Origin of the sequence: Rhodococcus sp. T9N, assembly GCF_024436645.1 — a bacterium.
GTDB lineage: Bacteria > Actinomycetota > Actinomycetes > Mycobacteriales > Mycobacteriaceae > Rhodococcus_F > Rhodococcus_F qingshengii.
In genome coordinates, this window is sequence record NZ_JAMSKS010000006.1 from 204779 (window position 1) to 225691 (window position 20913).

Annotated in this window: 21 protein-coding genes; 16 read left to right on the forward strand and 5 right to left on the reverse strand. The window is 64.0% G+C overall.

Annotated features, from left to right (window positions below):
* Positions 1-47: 47 nt before the first annotated feature.
* The 14 genes from M1L53_RS13275 to tuf all read left to right on the forward strand — a co-directional run bounded on the left by M1L53_RS13275 (position 48) and on the right by tuf (position 15999).
* Positions 48-869, forward strand: coding sequence for a TIGR03084 family metal-binding protein (locus M1L53_RS13275; protein WP_054187813.1), 822 nt, complete (start codon positions 48-50; stop codon positions 867-869).
* A complete protein-coding gene (locus tag M1L53_RS13280; RefSeq protein WP_047268913.1) occupies positions 866-2587 on the forward strand; it encodes an acyclic terpene utilization AtuA family protein in 1722 nt (573 codons plus the stop codon). Before M1L53_RS13275 ends, M1L53_RS13280 begins: the two co-directional genes overlap by 4 nt.
* A complete protein-coding gene (locus M1L53_RS13285) occupies positions 2584-3732 on the forward strand; it encodes an acyl-CoA dehydrogenase family protein (RefSeq protein ID WP_007728404.1) in 1149 nt (382 codons plus the stop codon). The genes M1L53_RS13280 and M1L53_RS13285 overlap by 4 nt, the downstream gene beginning before the upstream one ends.
* Entirely contained in the window at positions 3729-5327 is a 1599-nt protein-coding gene (locus tag M1L53_RS13290; protein WP_054187812.1) for an acyl-CoA carboxylase subunit beta, read from the forward strand. The genes M1L53_RS13285 and M1L53_RS13290 overlap by 4 nt, the downstream gene beginning before the upstream one ends.
* Positions 5328-5335: 8 nt before the next feature.
* Complete coding sequence (locus tag M1L53_RS13295) at positions 5336-7321, forward strand: biotin carboxylase N-terminal domain-containing protein (protein ID WP_054187846.1); 1986 nt, start codon at positions 5336-5338, stop codon at positions 7319-7321.
* Positions 7321-8481, forward strand: coding sequence for an acyl-CoA dehydrogenase family protein (locus M1L53_RS13300; RefSeq protein WP_003942033.1), 1161 nt, complete (start codon positions 7321-7323; stop codon positions 8479-8481). Before M1L53_RS13295 ends, M1L53_RS13300 begins: the two co-directional genes overlap by 1 nt.
* A gap of 13 nt (positions 8482-8494) precedes the next feature.
* Entirely contained in the window at positions 8495-9280 is a 786-nt protein-coding gene (locus tag M1L53_RS13305) for an enoyl-CoA hydratase family protein (RefSeq protein WP_261949224.1), read from the forward strand.
* A 60-nt stretch (positions 9281-9340) separates the two neighbouring features.
* Positions 9341-9952 (forward strand): TetR/AcrR family transcriptional regulator, encoded by a 612-nt coding sequence (locus M1L53_RS13310; protein WP_003942008.1) that lies wholly within the window; start codon positions 9341-9343, stop codon positions 9950-9952.
* An 83-nt stretch (positions 9953-10035) separates the two neighbouring features.
* Positions 10036-10584: a DUF3558 domain-containing protein gene (locus tag M1L53_RS13315; protein WP_003941874.1), complete on the forward strand. Its 549-nt coding sequence runs from the start codon at positions 10036-10038 to the stop codon at positions 10582-10584.
* On the forward strand, positions 10581-11126 hold the full coding sequence (locus M1L53_RS13320) for a DUF3558 domain-containing protein (RefSeq protein WP_054187811.1): 546 nt from the start codon (positions 10581-10583) through the stop codon (positions 11124-11126). Before M1L53_RS13315 ends, M1L53_RS13320 begins: the two co-directional genes overlap by 4 nt.
* 409 nt (positions 11127-11535) lie before the next feature.
* On the forward strand, positions 11536-11910 hold the full coding sequence (gene rpsL / locus M1L53_RS13325; protein ID WP_003941908.1) for a 30S ribosomal protein S12: 375 nt from the start codon (positions 11536-11538) through the stop codon (positions 11908-11910).
* Complete coding sequence (gene rpsG, locus M1L53_RS13330; RefSeq protein ID WP_003941856.1) at positions 11910-12380, forward strand: 30S ribosomal protein S7; 471 nt, start codon at positions 11910-11912, stop codon at positions 12378-12380. The genes rpsL and rpsG overlap by 1 nt, the downstream gene beginning before the upstream one ends.
* A 200-nt stretch (positions 12381-12580) precedes the next feature.
* Positions 12581-14683, forward strand: coding sequence for an elongation factor G (fusA, locus tag M1L53_RS13335; RefSeq protein WP_007728394.1), 2103 nt, complete (start codon positions 12581-12583; stop codon positions 14681-14683).
* Between the two features lie 125 nt (positions 14684-14808).
* On the forward strand, positions 14809-15999 hold the full coding sequence (gene tuf / locus M1L53_RS13340; protein ID WP_003941926.1) for an elongation factor Tu: 1191 nt from the start codon (positions 14809-14811) through the stop codon (positions 15997-15999).
* A 137-nt stretch (positions 16000-16136) separates the two neighbouring features.
* On the opposite strand, the gene M1L53_RS13345 is transcribed toward tuf, so the two are convergent.
* From M1L53_RS13345 to M1L53_RS13365, 5 genes are read right to left on the reverse strand one after another with little or no spacing between them, the layout of a single operon-like run.
* Positions 16137-16700: a hypothetical protein gene (locus M1L53_RS13345; protein WP_054187810.1), complete on the reverse strand. Its 564-nt coding sequence runs from the start codon at positions 16698-16700 to the stop codon at positions 16137-16139.
* Positions 16697-17671, reverse strand: coding sequence for an Asp23/Gls24 family envelope stress response protein (locus M1L53_RS13350; protein ID WP_007728390.1), 975 nt, complete (start codon positions 17669-17671; stop codon positions 16697-16699). The genes M1L53_RS13345 and M1L53_RS13350 overlap by 4 nt, the downstream gene beginning before the upstream one ends.
* Positions 17658-17837, reverse strand: coding sequence for a hypothetical protein (locus M1L53_RS13355; RefSeq protein ID WP_003942043.1), 180 nt, complete (start codon positions 17835-17837; stop codon positions 17658-17660). Before M1L53_RS13355 ends, M1L53_RS13350 begins: the two co-directional genes overlap by 14 nt.
* Position 17838: 1 nt before the next feature.
* Positions 17839-18216 carry a hypothetical protein gene (locus M1L53_RS13360; protein WP_042453130.1) on the reverse strand — a complete coding sequence of 126 codons (378 nt, stop codon included), beginning with the start codon at positions 18214-18216 and terminating at the stop codon, positions 17839-17841.
* Complete coding sequence (locus tag M1L53_RS13365; RefSeq protein ID WP_003941912.1) at positions 18213-18680, reverse strand: Asp23/Gls24 family envelope stress response protein; 468 nt, start codon at positions 18678-18680, stop codon at positions 18213-18215. Before M1L53_RS13365 ends, M1L53_RS13360 begins: the two co-directional genes overlap by 4 nt.
* A 127-nt stretch (positions 18681-18807) precedes the next feature.
* On the opposite strand from M1L53_RS13365, the gene M1L53_RS13370 reads away from it, so the two are divergent.
* On the forward strand, positions 18808-20043 hold the full coding sequence (locus tag M1L53_RS13370) for an NAD(P)/FAD-dependent oxidoreductase (RefSeq protein ID WP_231783095.1): 1236 nt from the start codon (positions 18808-18810) through the stop codon (positions 20041-20043).
* Between the two features lie 42 nt (positions 20044-20085).
* On the forward strand, positions 20086-20850 hold the full coding sequence (locus tag M1L53_RS13375) for a glutamate racemase (protein ID WP_003941981.1): 765 nt from the start codon (positions 20086-20088) through the stop codon (positions 20848-20850).
* Positions 20851-20913: the final 63 nt, after the last annotated feature.

The window sequence follows — 20913 nt, forward strand, 5'->3', positions numbered from 1 at the left end:
AATCATTCGTGCTTGATTTTTATGGATGTGAGTGTGATGCTGGTCGCATGGCCGAACTTCAGACGTTCATCGATGACTTGCGGGCCGAAGGCGAGAGCCTCGACGCCCTGGTTGCGGATCTGCCCGAGGAGAAGTGGGCGACAATGACGCCTGCGGAAGGGTGGACCATCGCACATCAGATCGGGCACCTGCACTGGACGGACAGTGCAGCGATCCTGGCGATCACCGACCCGGACGGGTTCGCGGAGCAGTTGAAGGCGGCGTTCGTGAACCCGGCAGGGTTTGTCGACGACGGTGCTGCCGAACAGGCGGCCCGCCAGCCGGCGGAGTTGCTCGCCGATTGGCGAGCGGGGCGCACCGCTCTCGTCGAGGCGCTCACCGCCGCCCTGGCCGGAACCAAGTTCCCCTGGTACGGCCCGCCCATGGGCGGTGTCTCCATGGCTACCGCGCGACTGATGGAGACGTGGGCGCACGGGCAGGACGTTGCCGACGCACTCGGCGTCGAACGCGCTCCGACGGCGCGCATCAAGAACATCGCTCACCTGGGTGTGCGGACGCGAAACTTCGCGTACTCGGTCAACGAGAAGACGCCGCCCGCCGACGATTTCCGGGTTGAGTTGACCGCGCCGGACGGGTCGCTCTGGACCTGGGGGCCGGAAGATGCGCCGCAGAAGGTTACCGGGCCGGCGTTGGACTTCTGCTTGCTGGTCACCCAGCGCGCCAATCGCGCCGATCTCGATCTGGTCGCCGTGGGTGCCGACGCGGACGAGTGGCTCGGGTTCGCGCAGGCCTTTGCCGGACCCAGCGGTGAGGGACGAGCCGCCGTCGGATCCAGCGGTGAGGGACGAGCATCGAAGGTGGGCAAATGAGTTCGGTACGGATCGGTAACTGCTCCGGGTTCTACGGCGACCGCGTCTCGGCGATGCGCGAGATGCTCGAGGGCGGCGAACTCGACTACCTGACCGGCGACTACCTGGCCGAACTGACGATGTTGATCCTCGGGCGGGATCGGATGAAGGACCCGTCGCTCGGCTACGCGAAGACGTTCCTGCGGCAGGTGGAGGACACGCTCGGCCTTGCGCTCGACAAGGGGGTGAAGATCGTCGCGAATGCAGGCGGTCTCAATCCCGCCGGACTGGCCGACGCGTTGCGCGAGGTCAACACCAAGCTGGGGTTGAACGCGAAGATCGCCCACGTCGAGGGCGACGATTTGATCTCTCGGGCAGACGAACTCGGACTCGGCTCCCCACTGACGGCCAATGCGTACCTCGGCGCCTGGGGCATCGTCGAAGCATTGTCGGCCGACGCCGATGTCGTGGTCACCGGACGGGTCACCGATGCGTCGGTGATCGTCGGTCCGGCCGCTCACCATTTCGGTTGGAAGCGAGATGATTTCGATCAGCTTGCCGGTGCTGTCGCGGCGGGCCACGTCATCGAGTGCGGAACCCAGGCCACCGGCGGCAACTACGCGTTCTTCACAGAGATTCCCAATCTGGGCCGGCCTGGCTTCCCGATCGCCGAGATCAACGCGGACGGAACCTCGGTCATCACCAAGCACGCCGGAACGGACGGCGAGGTGAGCGTCGGCACGGTGACGGCGCAGCTGCTGTACGAGATCACCGGTGGACGCTATGCAGGCCCGGACGTGACGACCCGCATCGACAACGCAGTGCTCACCCAGGAAGGCCCGGACCGGGTGTTGATCAGCGGCGTCACGGGCGAGGCTCCGCCGCCGCAGTACAAGGTCTCCCTGAACACGCTGGCCGGGTTCCGTAACGAGGCCACCTTCATCCTCACGGGTCTCGACATCGAGGCCAAGGCCGATCTGGCGAAGACTCAGCTCGAATCCTGGCTGACGAAGAAGCCCGCCGAACTGGTCTGGACTCTCGCTCGCACGGATCATCCGGATTCCGACACCGAGGAAACCGCGAGTGCGTTGCTGCGCTGCGTGGTTCGCGATTCCGACCCCAAGGTGATCGGTCGCCCTTTCTCCGCGGTTGCGGTGGAAATGGCACTTGCCAGCTACCCCGGCTTCTCGCTGACGGCTCCGCCGAGCAACGGCCAACCGTACGGAGTGTTCACCCCCGGCTACGTCGACGCGGGATCGGTGCCGCACGTGGCCGTACTGCCGGACGGCACGCGCGTGGACATCGCTCCGTCCACGTTGACGCAGGACCTCGAACCCGTCGGCGAACCGGAGCGTCCGGAGCCGTTGCCGCCACAGACGTCGCTTTCAGTACCACTCGGCACGATCGCCGGTGCCCGTAGCGGCGACAAGGGCGGAAATGCCAACGTCGGCGTCTGGGTTCGCACGGACGATCAGTGGAAGTGGTTGGCGCACACACTGACCGTCGAGATGCTCAAGGAACTGCTACCGGAAGCAGCAGACCTGAACGTCACTCGCTACCAGCTTCCGCACCTTCGTGCCGTCAACTTCGTGATCGAGGGAATTCTCGGTCAGGGTGTCGCCTCGCAGGCGCGGTTCGATCCGCAGGCCAAGGGAATTGGTGAATGGCTGCGTTCGCGCCACATCGACATCCCGATTTCGCTACTCCCCGTAACTGACGAGAAAGAGGATTCACGGTGACCGTGTGGACCACACCGGAAAGGCTTGCGCTTCGCGAGACCGTACGCGGATTCGTGAACCAGGAGATTCTGCCGCATCTGACGCAGTGGGAGCGAGACGGCGAGATTCCGCGCGAATTGCACCGCAAGGCAGGCGCTCTCGGACTCCTCGGGGCCAGCGCACCCGAATCGGCCGGTGGTGAGGGCGGCGACGCCGTCGACTCCATCGTGATCTGTGAGGAGATGCATCAGGCAGGTGCGTCGGGCGGGCTGTTCGCATCGCTCTTCACCTGCGGCATCGCGGTGCCGCACCTGATCGCGGCCGGCGACGAGGCGCAGATCGAGAAGTGGGTCAAGCCGACCCTGCGCGGCGACAAGATCGGCTCGCTCGCCATCACCGAGCCCGGCGGAGGCAGCGACGTCGGGCACCTGACAACTACAGCCAAGCGCGACGGCGATCATTACGTCGTGAACGGCGCCAAGACGTTCATCACCTCCGGCGTTCGAGCGGACTTCGTCGTTACAGCGGTGCGCACCGGTGGTCCCGGCGCGGGTGGTGTCTCACTGCTCGTGATCGAGAAGGGCACACCGGGATTCACCGTCTCGCGCAAACTCGAGAAGATGGGCTGGCGCGCATCCGATACCGCGGAACTCTCCTTTGTCGACGCCCGGGTTCCGGTGGAGAATCTGGTCGGTGCAGAGAACAGCGGCTTCGCGCAGATCGCCCAGGCATTTGTCTCCGAGCGGGTAGCGCTCGCCGCGCAGGCGTATGCCAGTGCAGAACGTTGCCTGGAGCTGACGCTCGAATGGTGCCGCGCCCGTGAGACTTTCGGTCGCCCCCTGATCAGTCGGCAGGCCGTCCAGAACACCGTCACCGAGATGGCCCGCAAGATCGACGTCGCCAAGGTGTACACGCACTCGGTGATCGAGCGGTACATGGCCGGTGACGGCGATCTGATCGCCGAGGTGTGCTTTGCGAAGAACACGGCAGTCGAGACGGGCGAATGGGTTGCGAACCAAGCTGTTCAGCTGTTCGGCGGCCTCGGATACATGCAGGAAAGCGAAGTGGAGAGGCAGTACCGGGACATGCGAATTCTGGGAATCGGTGGCGGAACCACCGAAATCCTCACCGGCCTCGCGGCCAAGCGATTGGGGTATCAGTCATGAGTGTCATCCGGTCAACACTGGACACCAATTCCGAGGTGTACAAGACCGCAACATCGACCATGAACACCAAGCTCGCCGAGATCGAGGTCGAGCACGCCAAGGCGTTGGCGGGTGGCGGCGAGAAGTACACCGAGCGGCACCACAAGCGGGGAAAGCTTCTGGCACGCGAGCGGATCGAACTCCTGCTCGATCAGGATTCACCGTTCCTCGAACTGTGTCCCCTCGCTGCGTGGGGGAGTGACTTCCCGGTCGGAGCCAGCACCGTGGTCGGTATCGGCGTCGTCGAAGGTGTCGAATGCCTGATCGTCGCCAACGATCCCACCGTGCGCGGCGGCACCAGCAATCCGTGGACGCTGCGTAAGGGTTTCCGGGTCAACGATATCGCCATGCAGAACCGCCTCCCTGTGATCTCCCTCGTAGAGTCCGGCGGCGCAGACTTGCCGACGCAGAAAGAGGTGTTCATCCCGGGCGGGCGTATGTTCCGTGACCTCACTCAGCTGTCCGCAGCCGGAATCCCCACCATTGCACTGGTCTTCGGTAACTCGACGGCCGGCGGTGCGTACATCCCGGGCATGTCCGATCACGTCGTGATGATCAAGGAACGCTCCAAGGTGTTCCTCGCAGGCCCGCCGCTGGTCAAGATGGCCACCGGTGAGGAATCCGACGACGAGGCACTCGGCGGCGCCGAAATGCACGCTCGCAAGTCCGGGTTGGCCGACTACTTCGCCGCCGACGAGCAGGACGCGATCCGCATCGGGCGCTCGATCGTCAAGCGGCTCAACTGGACCAAGAAGGGGCCGGCGCCGCGCGCGGAGATCATCGAACCGCTCGAGGATCCGGAAGAGTTGCTCGGCATCGTTCCGGCCGACCTGAAGATCCCGTTCGATCCGCGTGAGGTCATCGCCCGTATCGTCGACGGCTCCGACTTCGACGAGTTCAAGCCGCTCTACGGCTCCTCCCTCGTGACCGGGTGGGCCGAGCTGAACGGCTACCCGATCGGCATCCTGGCGAACGCACGTGGAGTGCTCTTCAGTGAGGAATCACAGAAGGCCACGCAGTTCATCCAGCTCGCCAATCGTTCCAACACGCCGTTGCTGTTCCTGCACAACACCACCGGCTACATGGTGGGTAAGGAATACGAGGAGGGCGGCATGATCAAGCACGGATCGATGATGATCAATGCGGTTGCCAACTCCAAGGTTCCGCACATCTCGATCCTGCTCGGAGCGTCGTACGGCGCCGGTCACTACGGTATGTGCGGACGCGCGTTCGATCCGCGGTTCCTCTTTGCGTGGCCCAGTTCCAAGTCCGCCGTCATGGGCGGTGCGCAGCTCGCCGGCGTCATCTCCATCGTGGGACGCGCTGCTGCCGAGGCCCGCGGCCAGGTCTTCGACGAGCAGGCCGACGCCGGCATGCGCGCGATGATCGAGAACCAGATCGAGGCCGAGTCACTTCCGATGTTCCTGTCGGGTCGTCTGTACGACGACGGCGTCATCGATCCCCGAGACACCCGCACCGTGGTGGGAATGTGCCTGTCGGCCATCGCCACCGCCCCGATCGAAGGCACCGAGAACTTCGGCGTCTTCCGTATGTGAGGCACGCCGTGACAATCACTTCAGTACTGGTCGCCAATCGTGGCGAAATCGCCCGCCGTGTCTTTGCAACCTGCCGCAAGAACGGAATCGGCACGGTCGCGGTATTTTCCGACGCAGATGCCGACAGCCCGCACGTCGCCGAAGCCGATGCTTCGGTTCGCCTGCCGGGTAACACGCCTGCCGAGACCTACTTGCGGGGTGAGCTCGTCATCGCCGCCGCCAAGGCTTCGGGCGCCGACGCGATTCACCCCGGATACGGATTCCTCTCCGAGAACGCGGAGTTCGCGCGCAGCGTCATCGACGCGGGACTGACGTGGATCGGCCCGCCCGTCGAATCCATCGAGCTCATGGGGTCGAAGGTCGAGTCCAAGAAGATCATGGACGCCGCCGGAGTGCCGGTGCTCTCCGAACTCGATCCCGCCGCGGTGACCGAGGCTCATCTGCCGGTGCTGATCAAGGCGTCGGCGGGCGGCGGCGGACGCGGAATGCGTGTCGTTCGTGAATTGTCGGCGCTGGACGGCGAACTGGAAGCGGCGCGGCGTGAGGCGCAGTCCGCTTTCGGCGACCCGACAGTCTTCTGTGAGCGTTACCTCGAGACCGGTCGGCACATCGAGGTCCAGGTCATGGCCGACCGCCACGGTGCGGTGTGGGCGGTGGGGGAGCGCGAGTGCTCGATCCAGCGTCGGCATCAGAAGGTGGTCGAAGAGGCCCCGTCGCCGCTCGTGCAACGCATCCCCGCCATGCGCGACAAGCTGTTCGACGCCTCGCGGCTCGCAGCCAACGCCATCGGTTACGAGGGGGCAGGAACCGTTGAATTCCTGGCTGACGAAAAAGGCGACTTCTTCTTCCTGGAAATGAACACGCGTTTGCAGGTGGAGCATCCGGTCACCGAGTGCACCACTGGACTCGATCTGGTGGAACTGCAATTGCAGGTCGCTTCAGGTGAAGCACTTCCGGACGATCAGCCGGAGATCCGTGGGCATTCGATCGAAGTGCGCCTGTACGCCGAGGACCCCGCCAAGAACTGGCAGCCGCAGAGCGGAACCGTCCACCACATCGAGTTGCCCGGTGACCCGCAAGAATTCAGTGTTCTGCGTGAGCAGGGCGTTCGCCTCGACTCCGGCGTCGTCGACGGCAGTGTTGTCGGCGTCCACTACGACCCGATGTTGGCCAAGGTCATCTCGTACGCGCCGACGCGGACCGCAGCTGCCCGGCTGCTCGCATCGACGCTGGCGCGCACCAGGATTCACGGGCTGCGCACCAACCGCGACCTGCTCGTCAACGTCCTGGCCCACCCCGCCTTCATTGCCGGAGACACCGACACTGCCTTCTTCGAGACTCACGACCTCGAGAAGCTGTCTACGCCCTTGGCCGATACCGACGCCGAAAAACTCTCGGCGCTGGCGGCGGCACTTGCCGATGCCGCGCACAACCGGGCGTCGGCCCGCGTCATCGGCCGCTTGCCCAGCGGGTGGCGCAACCTCCCGTCGCAGCCGCAGAGCAAGAGCTATTCCACTGCGTCGGGCGACTACGACGTCCGCTACTCCCTGAGCCGAAGCGGCGTGCTGAGTGCAGAAGGCTTCGACGACGTGCGCCTGGTATCGGCAACTGCGACCCGGGTAGTGCTCGAGCAGAGCGGAGTACAGCGCTCGTTCGACGTTGCGGCCTACGGGAGTGAGATTTTTGTCGACTCCTCGCTCGGACCCGTCGCGTTGACGGCAGCACCGCGCTTCGTGGATCCGTCGGCAGAAGTCGCCGCCGGTTCGTTGCTCGCTCCGATGCCGGGATCGGTCATCCGCCTCGGTGCCGCACTCGGTGACACCGTCACCGCCGGCCAGCCGATTCTGTGGCTGGAGGCCATGAAGATGGAACACACCGTCACCGCGCCGACTGCCGGTGTCCTGGTGGAACTTCCGGTCGCCGTCGGCCAGCAGGTCGAGGTCGGATCGGTGCTCGCACGTGTGGAAGAACCCGCTACAGAAGAGGAAGCATGATGAGTTTCATCGAAACCGAAGAGCAGAAGGAACTGCGGGCATCCGTTTCCAAACTGGGTGAGCGCTTCAACTACGTCGACTACGTGCTGCCCAAGGCGCGAAAGGGGGAGCCGCTCACCGAATTGTGGAACGAGGCGGGCAAACTCGGATTCCTGGGCGTCAACCTGCCGGAGGAATACGGCGGCGGCGGTGCAGGCATCTACGAACTCGCGCTGGTGCAGGAGGAATTGGCGGCGCAGGGTGCCGGTCTGCTCCTGGTTGTCGTATCCCCGGCCATCTGCGGCACCATCATCGGCAAGTACGGCACGGCGGAGCAGAAGCAGCAGTGGCTACCCAGCCTCGCCGACGGCTCCAAGATCATGGCGTTCGGAATCACCGAGGCCGACGCTGGTTCCAACTCTCATCAGATCACCACGACGGCACGCAGGGATGGCGACGACTGGATCCTGAGCGGCAACAAGATCTACATCTCGGGTGTCGATCAGGCTGACGCGGTCCTCGTCGTTGCGCGGACCGAGGACTCCAAGACGGGCAAGCTCAAGCCCGCTCTGTTCATCGTCCCCACGGATTCTCCGGGATTCGTGAAGACGCAGATGGAGATGGACATCATCGAACCGGACCACCAGTTCATCCTCTTCCTCGACGACGTCCGTCTGCCGGCCGACGCTCTGGTCGGCGAAGCCGATGCCGCCTTGATGCAGTTGTTCGCCGGCCTCAACCCCGAGCGCATCCTGGGTGCGTCGATGGCCATCGGCATGGGCCGTTACGCCCTGAACGCCGCAGTGAAGTTCGCCAACGAGCGCACGGTGTGGAAGACGCCGATCGGTGCGCACCAAGGTATTTCGCATCCACTCGCGCAGGTGAAGATCGAACTCGAGCTCGCCAAGCTGATGATGCAGAAGGCCGCGGTGCTCTACGACAGCGGTGACGATTTCGGTGCTGCCGAAGCCGCGAACATGGCAAAGTACGCCGCCGCTGAAGCCAGCATCAAGGCGCTCGATCAGGCGATCCAGACGCATGGCGGCGCCGGCCTGACGAAGGAATACGGACTGGCCGCCATGCTCGGTGCGGCTCGTATCGCCCGTGTCGCGCCGGTGAGCCGCGAGATGATCCTCAACTTCGTCTCACAGCATTCCCTCGGTCTGCCACGGTCCTACTAGGAAGAGGCGACTCATGACGGATCAGGACAAGCCATACGTACGGTACGAAGTATCGGGCGGTGCTGCCACGATCACTCTCGACTCACCCCACAACCGCAACGCGATTTCGACGCGGTTGGTCACGGAGTTGCAGGCTGGGTTGACGGCGGCTGCCGCCGATCCGGCAGTTCGAGCGGTGGTACTCACCCACACCGGTGGAACATTCTGTGCGGGAGCCGATCTGAGTGAGGCCTCCGGTTCGTCCGCATCACCGGAGGACGCCGTCAAGGAGCGAGGACGGGGGATGCTGACACTCTTGCGCAGCATTCTCGAGCTTCCCAAGCCGGTGATCGGGCGGATCGACGGTCACGTCCGGGCCGGAGGCATGGGTCTTGTCGGGGCGTGCGACATCGTCGTCGCCGGACCGGCGAGCACCTTCGCGGTGACGGAATCACGGTTGGGTTTCGCAGCGTCCATCATTTCGCTCACGGTCCTGCCGAGGCTCGACCAGCGATCTGCGAGCCGCTATCTGCTCACCGGAGAGAAGTTCGGCCAGCACGAGGCCGAATCCATCGGACTCGTCACCGCCGCGTCTCAGGACACGGGGGAGTCGATCACCGAACTGCTCGGCACCTTGCGCCAATGTTCACCGCAGGGACTTGCCGAATCGAAGTGGATCACGACGCGTTCGGTCCTGGCTGGATTCGACCGGGACGGCGAGGAGATGATCGCGCAGTCGGCTCGGCTGTTTTCCTCTGACGAGGCTCGTGAGGGCATGATGTCTTTCTTGCAGAAGCGTCCAGCGGCCTGGGCGCAGTAGAAACTGCGCAGCTGGGACACAGAAGCGCTGGAACACAGAAGTTGAAGGGATGGCGGCGCGATGACTCGAGAGCCCAAGCAGGACCGAAGTCGAGTCACGCGCTCCCACCTGCTCGAAGTGACTGTGGAGTGTCTCGCCGAACTCGGGTGGAGCGCAACGACGATGAGCGTCGTCGCGCAGCGTGCCGGGGTGTCCAGAGGCGCGATGCAGCATCACTTCCCGACCCGCGAGGACCTCATCACTGCGGCGCTCGAGGTGATGTTCGACGCCCGGATGGATCAGGCACGAAAGGAATCGACCGACCTTCCGGTGGGTGCCGGACGAACCGAGGCGATCATTTCGCGGTTGGTGGAGTACTACACCGGGACTCTGTTCAAAGCAGCACTGCAGGTGTGGACGGCCGCTGCCTCCGACCCCGACCTGCGTGCCCGCGTACTGCCCCTCGAGGAACGATTCGGGCGCATCGCGCACCGCATGGCCGTCGAGAGTCTGGGTGTCGACGACTCCGACCCGGTGACGCACCGCTTGGTACAGGCGACCCTGGACCTGGCCCGCGGGCTGGGGCTGGCTGATGTCTTGACAGACGACTCGCGCCGACGCACCGAGGTGGTCAAACAGTGGGCGGCGCAATTGGATTCCACGCTTGTTCGGGTACCGGTGGCAACTCCCTGAATCGGTAGCGGCGGGGCCGGCGCCGGTGCTCTCGACGCGCACGTGGCGTGTGTCGGGGGCCACCGAGAAGTACAGTCGGCTCCATGGCCGCACGCACTCTCACTTCGATCGGGACTTCGGTATTGGTCTCGGCTGCCGTGCTCTCGGCCGTGGTCGGCTGCAGCTCCGGCGACGGGTCCGTCGATCAGCCGGGCGACGGTGCGGGTTCGCAGGCACTCGCACCTACGGATCCGGGCCCGATGTTCGCCGAATGCGGCTCGGTGACCGACGAGGAAGTTGTCAACGCCTTCAATCTCGGCGCTTTTGCGACGACGACGCGCAACGGCGTCGGTTGCCAGTGGGAAGTCGCCGGTTCGAACGGCCCGAGCGTCAGTTTCTCCTGGTACCGCGGTAGCCCGATCGGCCGCGAACGGGCCGGGTCCGACCTGCTCGGACGTCCTGCCGACGACATCACGATCGGTGGACACCAGGGCTTCATCGCGTCCACGGCAGGTTCGTTGTGCGAGTTGGGTATCGCGTTCGGCGGAGACTTCGTGCACTGGTCGATCACCTACGGTTTGCTGCCACCGACCGCGGATCCATGCACGGTGGCGCGGGATCTGATGGAAAAAACAGTTTCGAGGGCACAGTGAAGTTCGAGGGCGCCGTGAAGCGCGTAAGGATCGGGCTCGCCCTGGCTGGGTCGCTGGTTCTACTCACGGGGTGCGGCTCCGTGGTCACCGGGACTCCTCGTGCGGAGGGCAGCTACGGCGGTAGTGACAGCCAGGAATTCGCGAACGTCCTCCAAGAATGCGAAGCCGTCACCGACGAGCAGATCGCCAGCGCGGTGGGTGCCGACGCCGTCGGGCGTGGGTTCTTCGGCGCCATCTGCCGTTGGGACGGCATCGGGGCCGCGGGTCCGATCAAGATCACCTTCAACTGGTTCGAGACGGGCACCCTCGATCACGAGCGCGCTGCATTCGAGCACCTGGGATACGTGGTGGCGAAAATCGACATCAACGGCAGTGGCGGGTACCAGGTTCGCCAGCCGGCCGATCCGCAGAGCTGCGGGGTGAGCGCGAGCGCACCGGCCGGGGGAGTGTTCGGTTGGTGGGTCACCGAGCCGCAAGGCGGCGCGGATCCGTGCGAGGCTGCGGCAAAGCTCGGCGCGTTGACGTTGAACCGCAGCATCTGATCGCGACCGGTCCGGCTGCGTGGTCTGAGTGTGCAGCCAGAGTCTCTGGTCAGAGCGTGAGGTCACTATCACCGTGGCCTCGCTTTGACCTCGTGGCGCGCCGACAGGTATCGTTATGGGTCGTGTCCGGCATGCCCGGGCCGATCTGTGTGCCTAGCTAGGTATTGCCGTGCGCGCGTTCGAGCAGAAACTGCTGATGAACGAGCATCCGGCTGCCTGTGTGGGGGTATGCGACACGCCCGACCTCGGGGGCAGTGCGCGGCATGAAAGTGCTGAGTACAGACTCTGAGGTGGGTGAGGAGCAGCAGCTCTCTTGCTCCAACTGCTAGATCCCTAATTTCAGAACAGCCACGTTTTCGAACGGCCCGAGTTCGCTCGAGCAGTCTGTTCGTCACAAGAAAGCCGGTAAATGCCAACCATCAACCAGCTGGTCCGCAAGGGTCGCCGCGACAAGACCGCCAAGGTCAAGACGGCAGCCCTCAAGGGCAGCCCGCAGCGTCGTGGCGTGTGCACTCGCGTGTACACCACCACCCCCAAGAAGCCGAACTCCGCGCTCCGTAAGGTCGCACGCGTTCGCCTCACGACTTCGGTCGAGGTCACCGCGTACATCCCCGGTGAAGGTCACAACCTTCAGGAGCACTCCATGGTGCTCGTCCGTGGCGGTCGTGTGAAGGACCTCCCGGGTGTCCGTTACAAGATCATCCGCGGCTCCCTCGACACCCAGGGTGTCAAGGGTCGCAAGCAGGCACGCAGCCGCTACGGCGCCAAGAAGGAGAAGAGCTAATGCCACGTAAGGGCCCCGCTCCGAAGCGCCCGCTCATCAACGACCCGGTTTACGGTTCCCCGTTGGTGACGCAGCTCGTCAACAAGATCCTGCTGGACGGCAAGAAGTCCACCGCAGAGCGAATCGTGTACCAGGCTCTCGAGCAGGCACGCGAGAAGACCGGCACCGATCCGGTCGTCACCCTCAAGCGCGCCCTGGACAACGTCAAGCCTGCACTCGAGGTTCGTAGCCGCCGCGTCGGTGGCGCTACCTACCAGGTGCCGGTCGAGGTTCGCCCCGGTCGTTCCACCACGCTGGCACTGCGCTGGCTGGTCACCTTCTCGCGTGCACGTCGTGAGAAGACCATGGTCGAGCGTCTCGCCAACGAGCTCCTCGATGCCAGCAATGGCCTCGGTGCAGCTGTGAAGCGTCGCGAAGACACTCACAAGATGGCCGAAGCCAACAAGGCATTCGCCCACTACCGCTGGTGATGTAAAGCGTCGGAGCAACTGCCATCGGGTGGGGCTCCGACGCTTGTCGCCGTTGGCGGCCTGATCATCGCGACGGATTCCGGACGCAGGTGGCCAGGTTCGCCTCGACAGAGACATAATTGAAAGACCATGGCCCTGACGGTGGAACACACCGATAAGGCCGACACCCGAAAACCAAGCAACGAGCGGGGAAGAAACCTGTGGCACAGGAAGTGCTGACTGACCTGAACAAGGTCCGCAACATCGGCATCATGGCGCACATCGATGCCGGCAAGACCACCACCACCGAGCGCATCCTGTTCTACACCGGTGTCAATTACAAGATCGGTGAGACGCACGACGGTGCGTCGACGACGGACTGGATGGAGCAGGAGAAGGAACGCGGCATCACGATCACGTCTGCCGCCGTGACTTGCTTCTGGAACAACAACCAGATCAACATCATCGACACCCCCGGCCACGTCGACTTCACGGTCGAGGTGGAGCGGTCGCTGCGCGTGCTCGACGGCGCAGTTGCTGTCTTCGACGGTAAAGAGGGTGTCGAGCCGCAGTCCGAGCAGGTTTGGCGTCAGGCTGCCAAGTACGACGTTCCGCGCATCTGCTTCGTCAACAAGATGGACAAGATGGGCGCGGACTTCTACTTCACAGTCCAGACCATCATCGACCGCTTGGGCGCGAAGCCGCTCGTTCTCCAGCTGCCCATCGGCGCTGAGGACGACTTCGACGGCGTCGTCGACCTGGTCGAGATGAAGGCCATCACCTGGCGCGGCGTGGTCCCGACGGGAACCGCTCCGACCATCGAGGAGATCCCCGCGGATCTCGTCGAGAAGGCTGCCGAGTACCGCGAGAAGCTGCTCGAGACGGTTGCAGAGTCCGACGAAGCTCTCATGGAGAAGTACTTCGGCGGCGAAGAGCTCACCATCGAGGAGATCAAGGGCGCCATCCGCAAGATGACGGTCGCCTCCGAGCTGTACCCGGTTCTCTGTGGCTCCGCGTTCAAGAACAAGGGCGTTCAGCCCATGCTCGACGCTGTCATCGACTACCTTCCGAACCCGCTGGACATCGGCGAGGTCATCGGCCACAAGCTCGGTGACGAAGAAGTAGAGATCACTCGCAAGCCGAGCAAGGACGAGCCGTTCTCGGCTCTCGCCTTCAAGATCGCTGCTCACCCGTTCTTCGGCAAGCTGACCTTCGTCCGCGTGTACTCGGGTCGTATCGATCCGGGTGCTCAGGTGCTCAACGCAACCAAGGGCAAGAAGGAGCGCATCGGAAAGCTCTTCCAGATGCACGCCAACAAGGAGAACCCGGTAGACGAGGCCGTAGCCGGCCACATCTACGCAATGATCGGCCTCAAGGACACCACCACCGGTGACACCTTGTGCGATCAGGCGAGCCCCATCGTCCTCGAGTCGATGTCGTTCCCCGCGCCGGTCATCCAGGTCTCCATCGAGCCCAAGACCAAGTCCGACCAGGAAAAGCTGGGCGTCGCGATCCAGAAGCTCGCCGAAGAGGACCCGACCTTCTCGGTCGAGCTCGACGAAGAGACCGGTCAGACCGTCATCGGCGGTATGGGCGAGCTCCACCTCGACATCCTCGTCGACCGCATGCGTCGCGAGTTCAAGGTCGAAGCGAACGTCGGTAAGCCGCAGGTTGCGTACCGCGAGACCATCACCAAGAAGGTCGAGAAGCACGACTACACCCACAAGAAGCAGACGGGTGGCTCGGGCCAGTTCGCAAAGGTCATCATCGCTCTGGAGCCTTTCGTGGGCGAAGACGGTGCTACCTACGAGTTCGAGAACAAGGTCTCCGGCGGACGTATCCCGCGCGAGTACATCCCCTCCGTGGATGCCGGTGCGCAGGACGCGATGCAGTACGGTGTTCTCGCCGGCTACCCGCTCGTGAACCTGAAGCTGTCGCTGCTCGATGGTGCTTACCACGACGTCGACTCCTCGGAAATGGCGTTCAAGGTTGCCGGTTCGCAGGCACTGAAGGAAGCCGCCCGCAAGGCTGGCCCCGTCATTCTCGAGCCGCTCATGGCTGTCGAGGTCACAACGCCCGAGGAGTACATGGGCGACGTGATCGGCGACCTCAACTCCCGCCGTGGCCAGATCCAGGCCATGGAGGAACGCAGTGGTGCCCGTGTCGTGAAGGCGCTGGTTCCGCTCTCGGAGATGTTCGGTTACATCGGTGACCTGCGGTCGAAGACCCAGGGCCGAGCGAACTTCTCCATGGTGTTCGATTCCTACGCAGAGGTTCCCGCGAACGTCTCGAAGGAAATCATCGCCAAGGCGACGGGCGAGTAAGCACAGCGAGCTCCCCAGCCCGCGCCGGCAAGTAACCTCGGTTTCTTCCGGCACGAAGCACGACCTAGTAACAACCAACCGCACTGCTGCATACGGCAAGCAACAACAGTCCAGGAGGACACAAAGTGGCGAAGGCGAAGTTCGAGCGGACGAAGCCGCACGTGAACATCGGCACCATTGGTCACGTCGACCACGGCAAGACCACGACGACGGCGGCCATCACCAAGGTTCTCGCGGATGCATTCCCCGACCTGAACGAGGCTTCGGCCTTCGATCAGATCGACAAGGCTCCCGAGGAAAAGGCTCGTGGCATCACGATCAACATCTCGCATGTTGAGTACCAGACGGAAAAGCGCCACTACGCGCACGTCGATGCACCGGGTCACGCCGACTACATCAAGAACATGATCACCGGCGCAGCTCAGATGGACGGCGCTATCCTCGTCGTCGCAGCTACCGACGGCCCGATGCCCCAGACGCGCGAGCATGTCCTGCTCGCTCGCCAGGTTGGCGTTCCTTACATCCTCGTCGCCCTGAACAAGGCCGACATGGTTGACGACGACGAGATCCTCGAGCTCGTCGAGATGGAGGTCCGCGAACTGCTGGCCGCTCAGGAATTCGACGAGGAAGCCCCCGTCATTCCGATCTCGGCACTCAAGGCACTCGAGGGTGACCCGAAGTGGACGCAGTCCATTCTCGACCTGATGGCTGCTGTCGACGAGTCCATCCCGGACCCGATTCGTGAGACCGAGAAGCCCTTCCTCATGCCCGTCGAGGACGTCTTCACGATCACCGGCCGTGGCACCGTTGTCACCGGTCGTATCGAGCGTGGCGTTGTCAACGTCAACGAAGAGGTCGAGATCGTCGGCATCAAGGAAACCTCGACCAAGACCACGGTCACGGGTATCGAGATGTTCCGCAAGCTGCTCGACTCGGGCCAGGCCGGCGACAACGTCGGACTGCTCGTTCGTGGCATCAAGCGCGAAGATGTCGAGCGTGGACAGGTTGTCGTCAAGCCGGGCACCACGACTCCCCACACGGAGTTCGAGGGCCAGGCATACATCCTGTCGAAGGACGAGGGCGGCCGCCACACCCCGTTCTTCAACAACTACCGCCCGCAGTTCTACTTCCGTACCACGGACGTTACGGGCGTCGTGACGCTGCCTGAGGGCACCGAGATGGTCATGCCCGGTGACAACACCGAGATGTCCGTCAAGCTGATCCAGCCTGTCGCCATGGACGAGGGCCTGCGCTTCGCAATTCGCGAAGGCGGCCGTACGGTCGGCGCCGGCAAGGTTGCCAAGATCATCAAGTGAGACTCTTGTCTCGCTAGCTGATTCACAGCACTGAAAAAGGCGCTCATTCCCTTCGGGGAGTGAGCGCCTTTTCTGTGTCTTCCATCGGGGGGCCTGTGATCGAGTGTTCGGTGATCGGGTGCCTGCGTGGTTCTTACTTACTTGTTGGCTTCCACCCTGTCGAGGTGCAGCAGAACCTGTACTGCGACGGTCGAGCCGTCCAGGCTGCGCCTGGTTGCGCCGGCGATACGTTCGGCCGAAGCGGTGAATCCGGCGACGTCGATCGACGGATCTGCAGTGACGACAATCGACAGCGTCGGCAATCCGCGATCGACCGTCGCTTTGCTCTTGGTGCTCCGCACGCCGGTCAGCTGAGCGAGCTCGGCCGCTACGCCGTCTGCGACGGGTCCGAGATCCACGCTGACGTCGGTACCGGATTCGTTGTGCCGCAATGTGACTGCGCTTGTGCGGCGCCGGCGAAGGTTCAGGTACAACAGCCCGAAACCGGCGAAGACACAGAGGACGAAGGTGCCCGACAGTACCCAGTGCCACCACGGCTCCTCCGGAAGGCCGAAGAGGACCTCCCGATCGAAGCGTGACACCCAGGTTCGAATCAGCGACGCGCCCGCGTCCCACGCGATGGCGTATGCGCCCGCCGCGAGGAGTGCGATTCCGACGATGAGGACGATGATCCGATCGACCGCGGAGATCCAACGGTTCACGAGGCGTCCTTTCGTCGTACTACAGTTTCTCGCACGACAACCGAAAGTTGCAGTGGCCGCTGCAGTATCGCGAGGTGGGGCCGAACCGCCGCGTCGACGGCTGCGGCAAGTTCAGCTCGATCGCCACCGGTCGATTCGATGTGGACCTTGACGTGTTTACGGTCGACGCTGGTGTGAGCCGAGCCGACGCCGGGAACGACCGCTGCGTGGCTACTGCACAGACGTGCAATGTCAGTCGGCCGCATCCACACCGTCGATGCGCTCGGGTTCCCGAGTGGGACATGGGTTTTCGCACGGCGTTTGATCGCCGACATTATCAGGACAACACCCGCGACAACGGCAGCGATTGCCACCGGAAGTAGCCACGGTTGCCAGTGCAGACGAGACGTCCACTCCACGGAGTTTCGGATCCAGGGTGCCGATTCGAAAGTTCCACGGTTGATGAACCATTCGCGCGAGACGACGAAGGCGAGTGCGAGTAGACCACACGCGATGACGACGGCCGAAACCGCGGCCGCCGGGTTCGCAGACGGGACCCGCGGCGGAATCGGATCCGAGAGTGCCTGCTGTGCCGGGCCCTCCGCGATCTCGACGCCGGAAACACAGGAGTCGTCAGAACCCTCGGTTGCCGCGATCATCACGTTCATGTCGTGGAGTGGAAGCCCGGTCAGCGATTCGACGCTGCGACCGACTTCCGTTCGCACCCGGCCGGTCAACTCGGTGACCGAACACGGCCAGGACACGGCGAGGAAGAGATTGATCGCGACGGCGTCGCTCCCCATCGAGATGTCGGCTCGCGGAAGATCGCGTCCGGTCAGGCGGGTCAAGCCACCGGACTGGCGGACCACCCCCGGGACGTTCACCGCTGCGGCCGTGGCGATCTTGGCCATCGCACGGTCCTTGATGACCAAGGAGCCGCGTAGGCCAGGATCGTCCGCTGCGCTGGGATCGGACGGCTCAGCCACGGCCACGGCTTCGGAGGATCGCGCCGAGGTCGAGATGTCCGTCGCGGTGTGCTCCGATCGCCATACCGGCGGCGCCGAGCAGGACTGCGAAGACGAAACCGCTGAACCCACCCATGATTCCGGCGAGTGCGAGGAGCAGACCGACCAGCAGTCCGACGGTGGTGCTGTTCATGTCAGTTCCCTTCTCGAATGTTCGGTGCAATGTCTGTGACGGTGGCAGGCTCGGTGACTGCATTTTCGGCATCAACGGGTAGATATCCCGCTGTCGACAGGTCGCCGACGGTCACGTTCACCGGTACGTCGACCAATCTCGCCACCACCGCTCGTACGCGTTCGGCGACGCTGCGAACGTCTGCCGGATAGTGAACGGAAATGTGTACAGCACAAGAGTTTTCGTCGACGACGACGCCGGTGATGCGGCGTCCGGGGAGGTAGGTTCCCACTTCGCCGAACTGTCCTCCGTGCAGATCTGCCACTTCCGGGATGGCAAGAACCGCGTCGGCGACTACCTCGGCCGCGTCGATCTCGCGGCCGGCGTCGGCGGTACTCACTGAACCCTCGGCTTGGCTTCCGGATCGGTACTGCCGCCGCTCTCTGCATCCTCGAAGAGCATGACGTCGAAGACGGTGATGTTGACCTCGGTGACCTCGAGACCCGTCATGCTTTCCACTGCGGCAATGACGTTGCGGCGGATACCTACCGCCAGTTCGTGGAGTGCGACGCCGTACTCGGCGACAATGCCGATGTCGATGGCGGCTTGTTTCTCGCCTACCTCCACCGCCACGCCCTGGGCATGGTTGACGCGGGCGCCCGGTATGCGGTCGCGAAGTGCCCCCACCGCACGCGCTGTGCCCCCGCCGACGTCGTACACGCCGTTGATCTCGCGGGTCGCGATACCGGCGATCTTGGCGACCACGGCGTCGGCGATGATCGTCTTACCCTGGGTGCTGACTAGTTCCGCGCCACCGTCGGCGCCGAATCGGACGCTGTTCTTTTCACTGGAATCGCTGGTCATGGGGGCTCCCTGCTCATGTGTCAGTGCGTGCGTCTGAAGTACCTCCAACTGTAGTGACTGGTAGGTGACCATGCGGGATGCACCACACCTACTCCGGCATTTGGTATGGCAGAGTCGGAGGCAAATAGTGACGGCGTTCATAGTGAGCGCTGCAAGTGACGTGGGTCGGACAGGGTGGTACGTGGTGGCACGGATAGTGATCGTGGGTGCGGGTTTGTCGGGACTGCGGACCGTCGAGGAACTGCGACGAGCGGGTTTCGAAGGTGAATTGACGCTCGCGGGTGGGGAAACGCATCTGCCCTACGACAGGCCTCCGTTGTCGAAGGAAGTGATCCGCGGCGACAAGGACGAGACGACCTTGCGTCCGGCCGAGTTCTACGTCGAGAACAAGGTCGATCTCAAGCTCGGTTCGCCGGCAACCTCGGTGGACACGGTCGCCAAGTCGGTGGCGTTCGCCGACGGATCCACCCTGGACTACGACGAGTTGGTCATCGCGACCGGACTGACTCCGCGTCGCATCGCCGGCCTTCCGGAGTTGTCCGGAGTGCACGTTCTGCGCTCCATCGAGGAAGCGTTGGCCCTCCGCGCCGACCTTGCTCCCGGTAAGCGTGCGCTGATCGTCGGGGCCGGCTTCATCGGCTGCGAACTGGCCGCGAGCATGAAGTCTCACGGCGTCGACGTCGTGTTGCTCGAACCCCAGCCGACGCCGCTGGCGTCGGTGCTCGGCCCCACCGTCGGCGCCCTCGTCGAACGTCTGCATCGGAACGAGGGCATCGACGTCCGAGTCGGTACGGGCTTGACCTCGTTGTCCGGCGACGGAGCGGTTGCCGCTGCGACCTTGAGTGACGGTTCGGAAATCCCGGTCGACGTGGTCGCGATCGGAGTCGGTTCGGTGCCGGTCACGGAATGGCTCGACGGTTCGGGGATCGAACTCGACAACGGAGTGCTCTGCGACGGCGTCGGCCGCACCAGCACCGAACACGTCTGGGCGGTCGGCGACGTCGCGTCCTGGCAGATCGGAGATCGACGCAAGCGTGTCGAACACTGGACCAATGCTGGGGACCAGGCCAAGATCCTGGCGGGAGCGATCACCGGAACGGGTGATCCGGATGCGCCGGCGCAGGTTCCGTACTTCTGGAGCGATCAGTACGACGTCAAGATCCAGGCATTGGGGACCGTCGCACCCACGGACACCGTTCACATCGTGAAGGACGACGGCCGAAAGTTCGTCGCCTACTACGAGCGCGACGGTGTGCTGGCAGCTGTCGTCGGCGGCGGTAGCGCGGGAGCTGTGATGAAGATGCGCGCGAAGATCGCAGCCGGCACGCCCATCTCGGACGTGTTGGAGTCCACACCGGCCTGAACGGATGAGGCAGGACCGGTTCCGAGGCGATAGATTTGTGCGGTGATCGTTGCACTCATCGACTCGGGACTGGGCCTGCTCCCTACCTCTGCGTGGCTCAGACGCCTGCGCCCGGATCTCGATCTTGTGCTGTCCCTCGATCCGGACGGCGCCCCCTGGGGGCCCAAGCCCGAGCCGTGGGTCGTCGACCGGGTACTCGGTGCGGTGCGGCGGAGCCTCGATCGTGGGGCTCAGGTCATCGTTCTTCCATGCAATACCGCGAGCGTCACCGCTCTCCCACACGTCCGCGAACTGGTCGGACCGGGTGTGCCGGTCATCGGAACGGTGCCCGCGATCAAGCCCGCGGCCGCCGCGTGCGATTCAGTGGCGATCTGGGCTACCGCCGCGACGACTGCCAGCCGGTACCAAGCCGATCTGATCGAACAGTTCGGCAACGGCGCCAAGGTCGTCGGGGTGCCGTGCCACGGCCTGGCCGATTCGATAGACCTCGGTGATCGTGCAGCCGCACTTGCAGCCATCGAATCCGCAGTGGCCCGGACGCCGGACGACGTCAACGGCGTTGTCCTCGGCTGCACGCACTACCCACTGCTCGCGGACGAAATCGCAGCGCGGCTACCCGCCGGCGTCACACTCTTCGACAGTGCCGAAGCCGTTGCACGACAGACCCTGCGGCGGATCGACGGGCTCGGTGATGCGGGTGAAGGATCGGGAACCGTCGAGGTTTTCGTGAGTGGACGTCCGGGCGCGCTACCGCCCAGCGCCGAAGCCTTCGACGCCGGGCGGTTGTTGGGCGCGATCAAAGCCTGATCCAGCCTGCAGCCAGCCATTCATCAACGGGCAGCTACTCCGCTCCGTCAATGGGCGGCTACT

Bases quoted from the DNA above. Each gene is read 5' to 3' on its own strand.
- M1L53_RS13365 (WP_003941912.1), bottom strand. From the start codon at position 18,680: ATGACCAGCGATTCCAGTGAAAAGAACAGCGTCCGATTCGGCGCCGAC.
- M1L53_RS13315 (WP_003941874.1), top strand. From the start codon at position 10,036: ATGGCCGCACGCACTCTCACTTCGATCGGGACTTCGGTATTGGTCTCG.
- M1L53_RS13280 (WP_047268913.1), top strand. From the start codon at position 866: ATGAGTTCGGTACGGATCGGTAACTGCTCCGGGTTCTACGGCGACCGC.
- M1L53_RS13290 (WP_054187812.1), top strand. From the start codon at position 3,729: ATGAGTGTCATCCGGTCAACACTGGACACCAATTCCGAGGTGTACAAG.
- M1L53_RS13275 (WP_054187813.1), top strand. From the start codon at position 48: ATGGCCGAACTTCAGACGTTCATCGATGACTTGCGGGCCGAAGGCGAG.
- rpsG (WP_003941856.1), top strand. From the start codon at position 11,910: ATGCCACGTAAGGGCCCCGCTCCGAAGCGCCCGCTCATCAACGACCCG.
- M1L53_RS13300 (WP_003942033.1), top strand. From the start codon at position 7,321: ATGAGTTTCATCGAAACCGAAGAGCAGAAGGAACTGCGGGCATCCGTT.
- M1L53_RS13355 (WP_003942043.1), bottom strand. From the start codon at position 17,837: ATGAACAGCACCACCGTCGGACTGCTGGTCGGTCTGCTCCTCGCACTC.
- rpsL (WP_003941908.1), top strand. From the start codon at position 11,536: ATGCCAACCATCAACCAGCTGGTCCGCAAGGGTCGCCGCGACAAGACC.
- M1L53_RS13310 (WP_003942008.1), top strand. From the start codon at position 9,341: ATGACTCGAGAGCCCAAGCAGGACCGAAGTCGAGTCACGCGCTCCCAC.
- M1L53_RS13305 (WP_261949224.1), top strand. From the start codon at position 8,495: ATGACGGATCAGGACAAGCCATACGTACGGTACGAAGTATCGGGCGGT.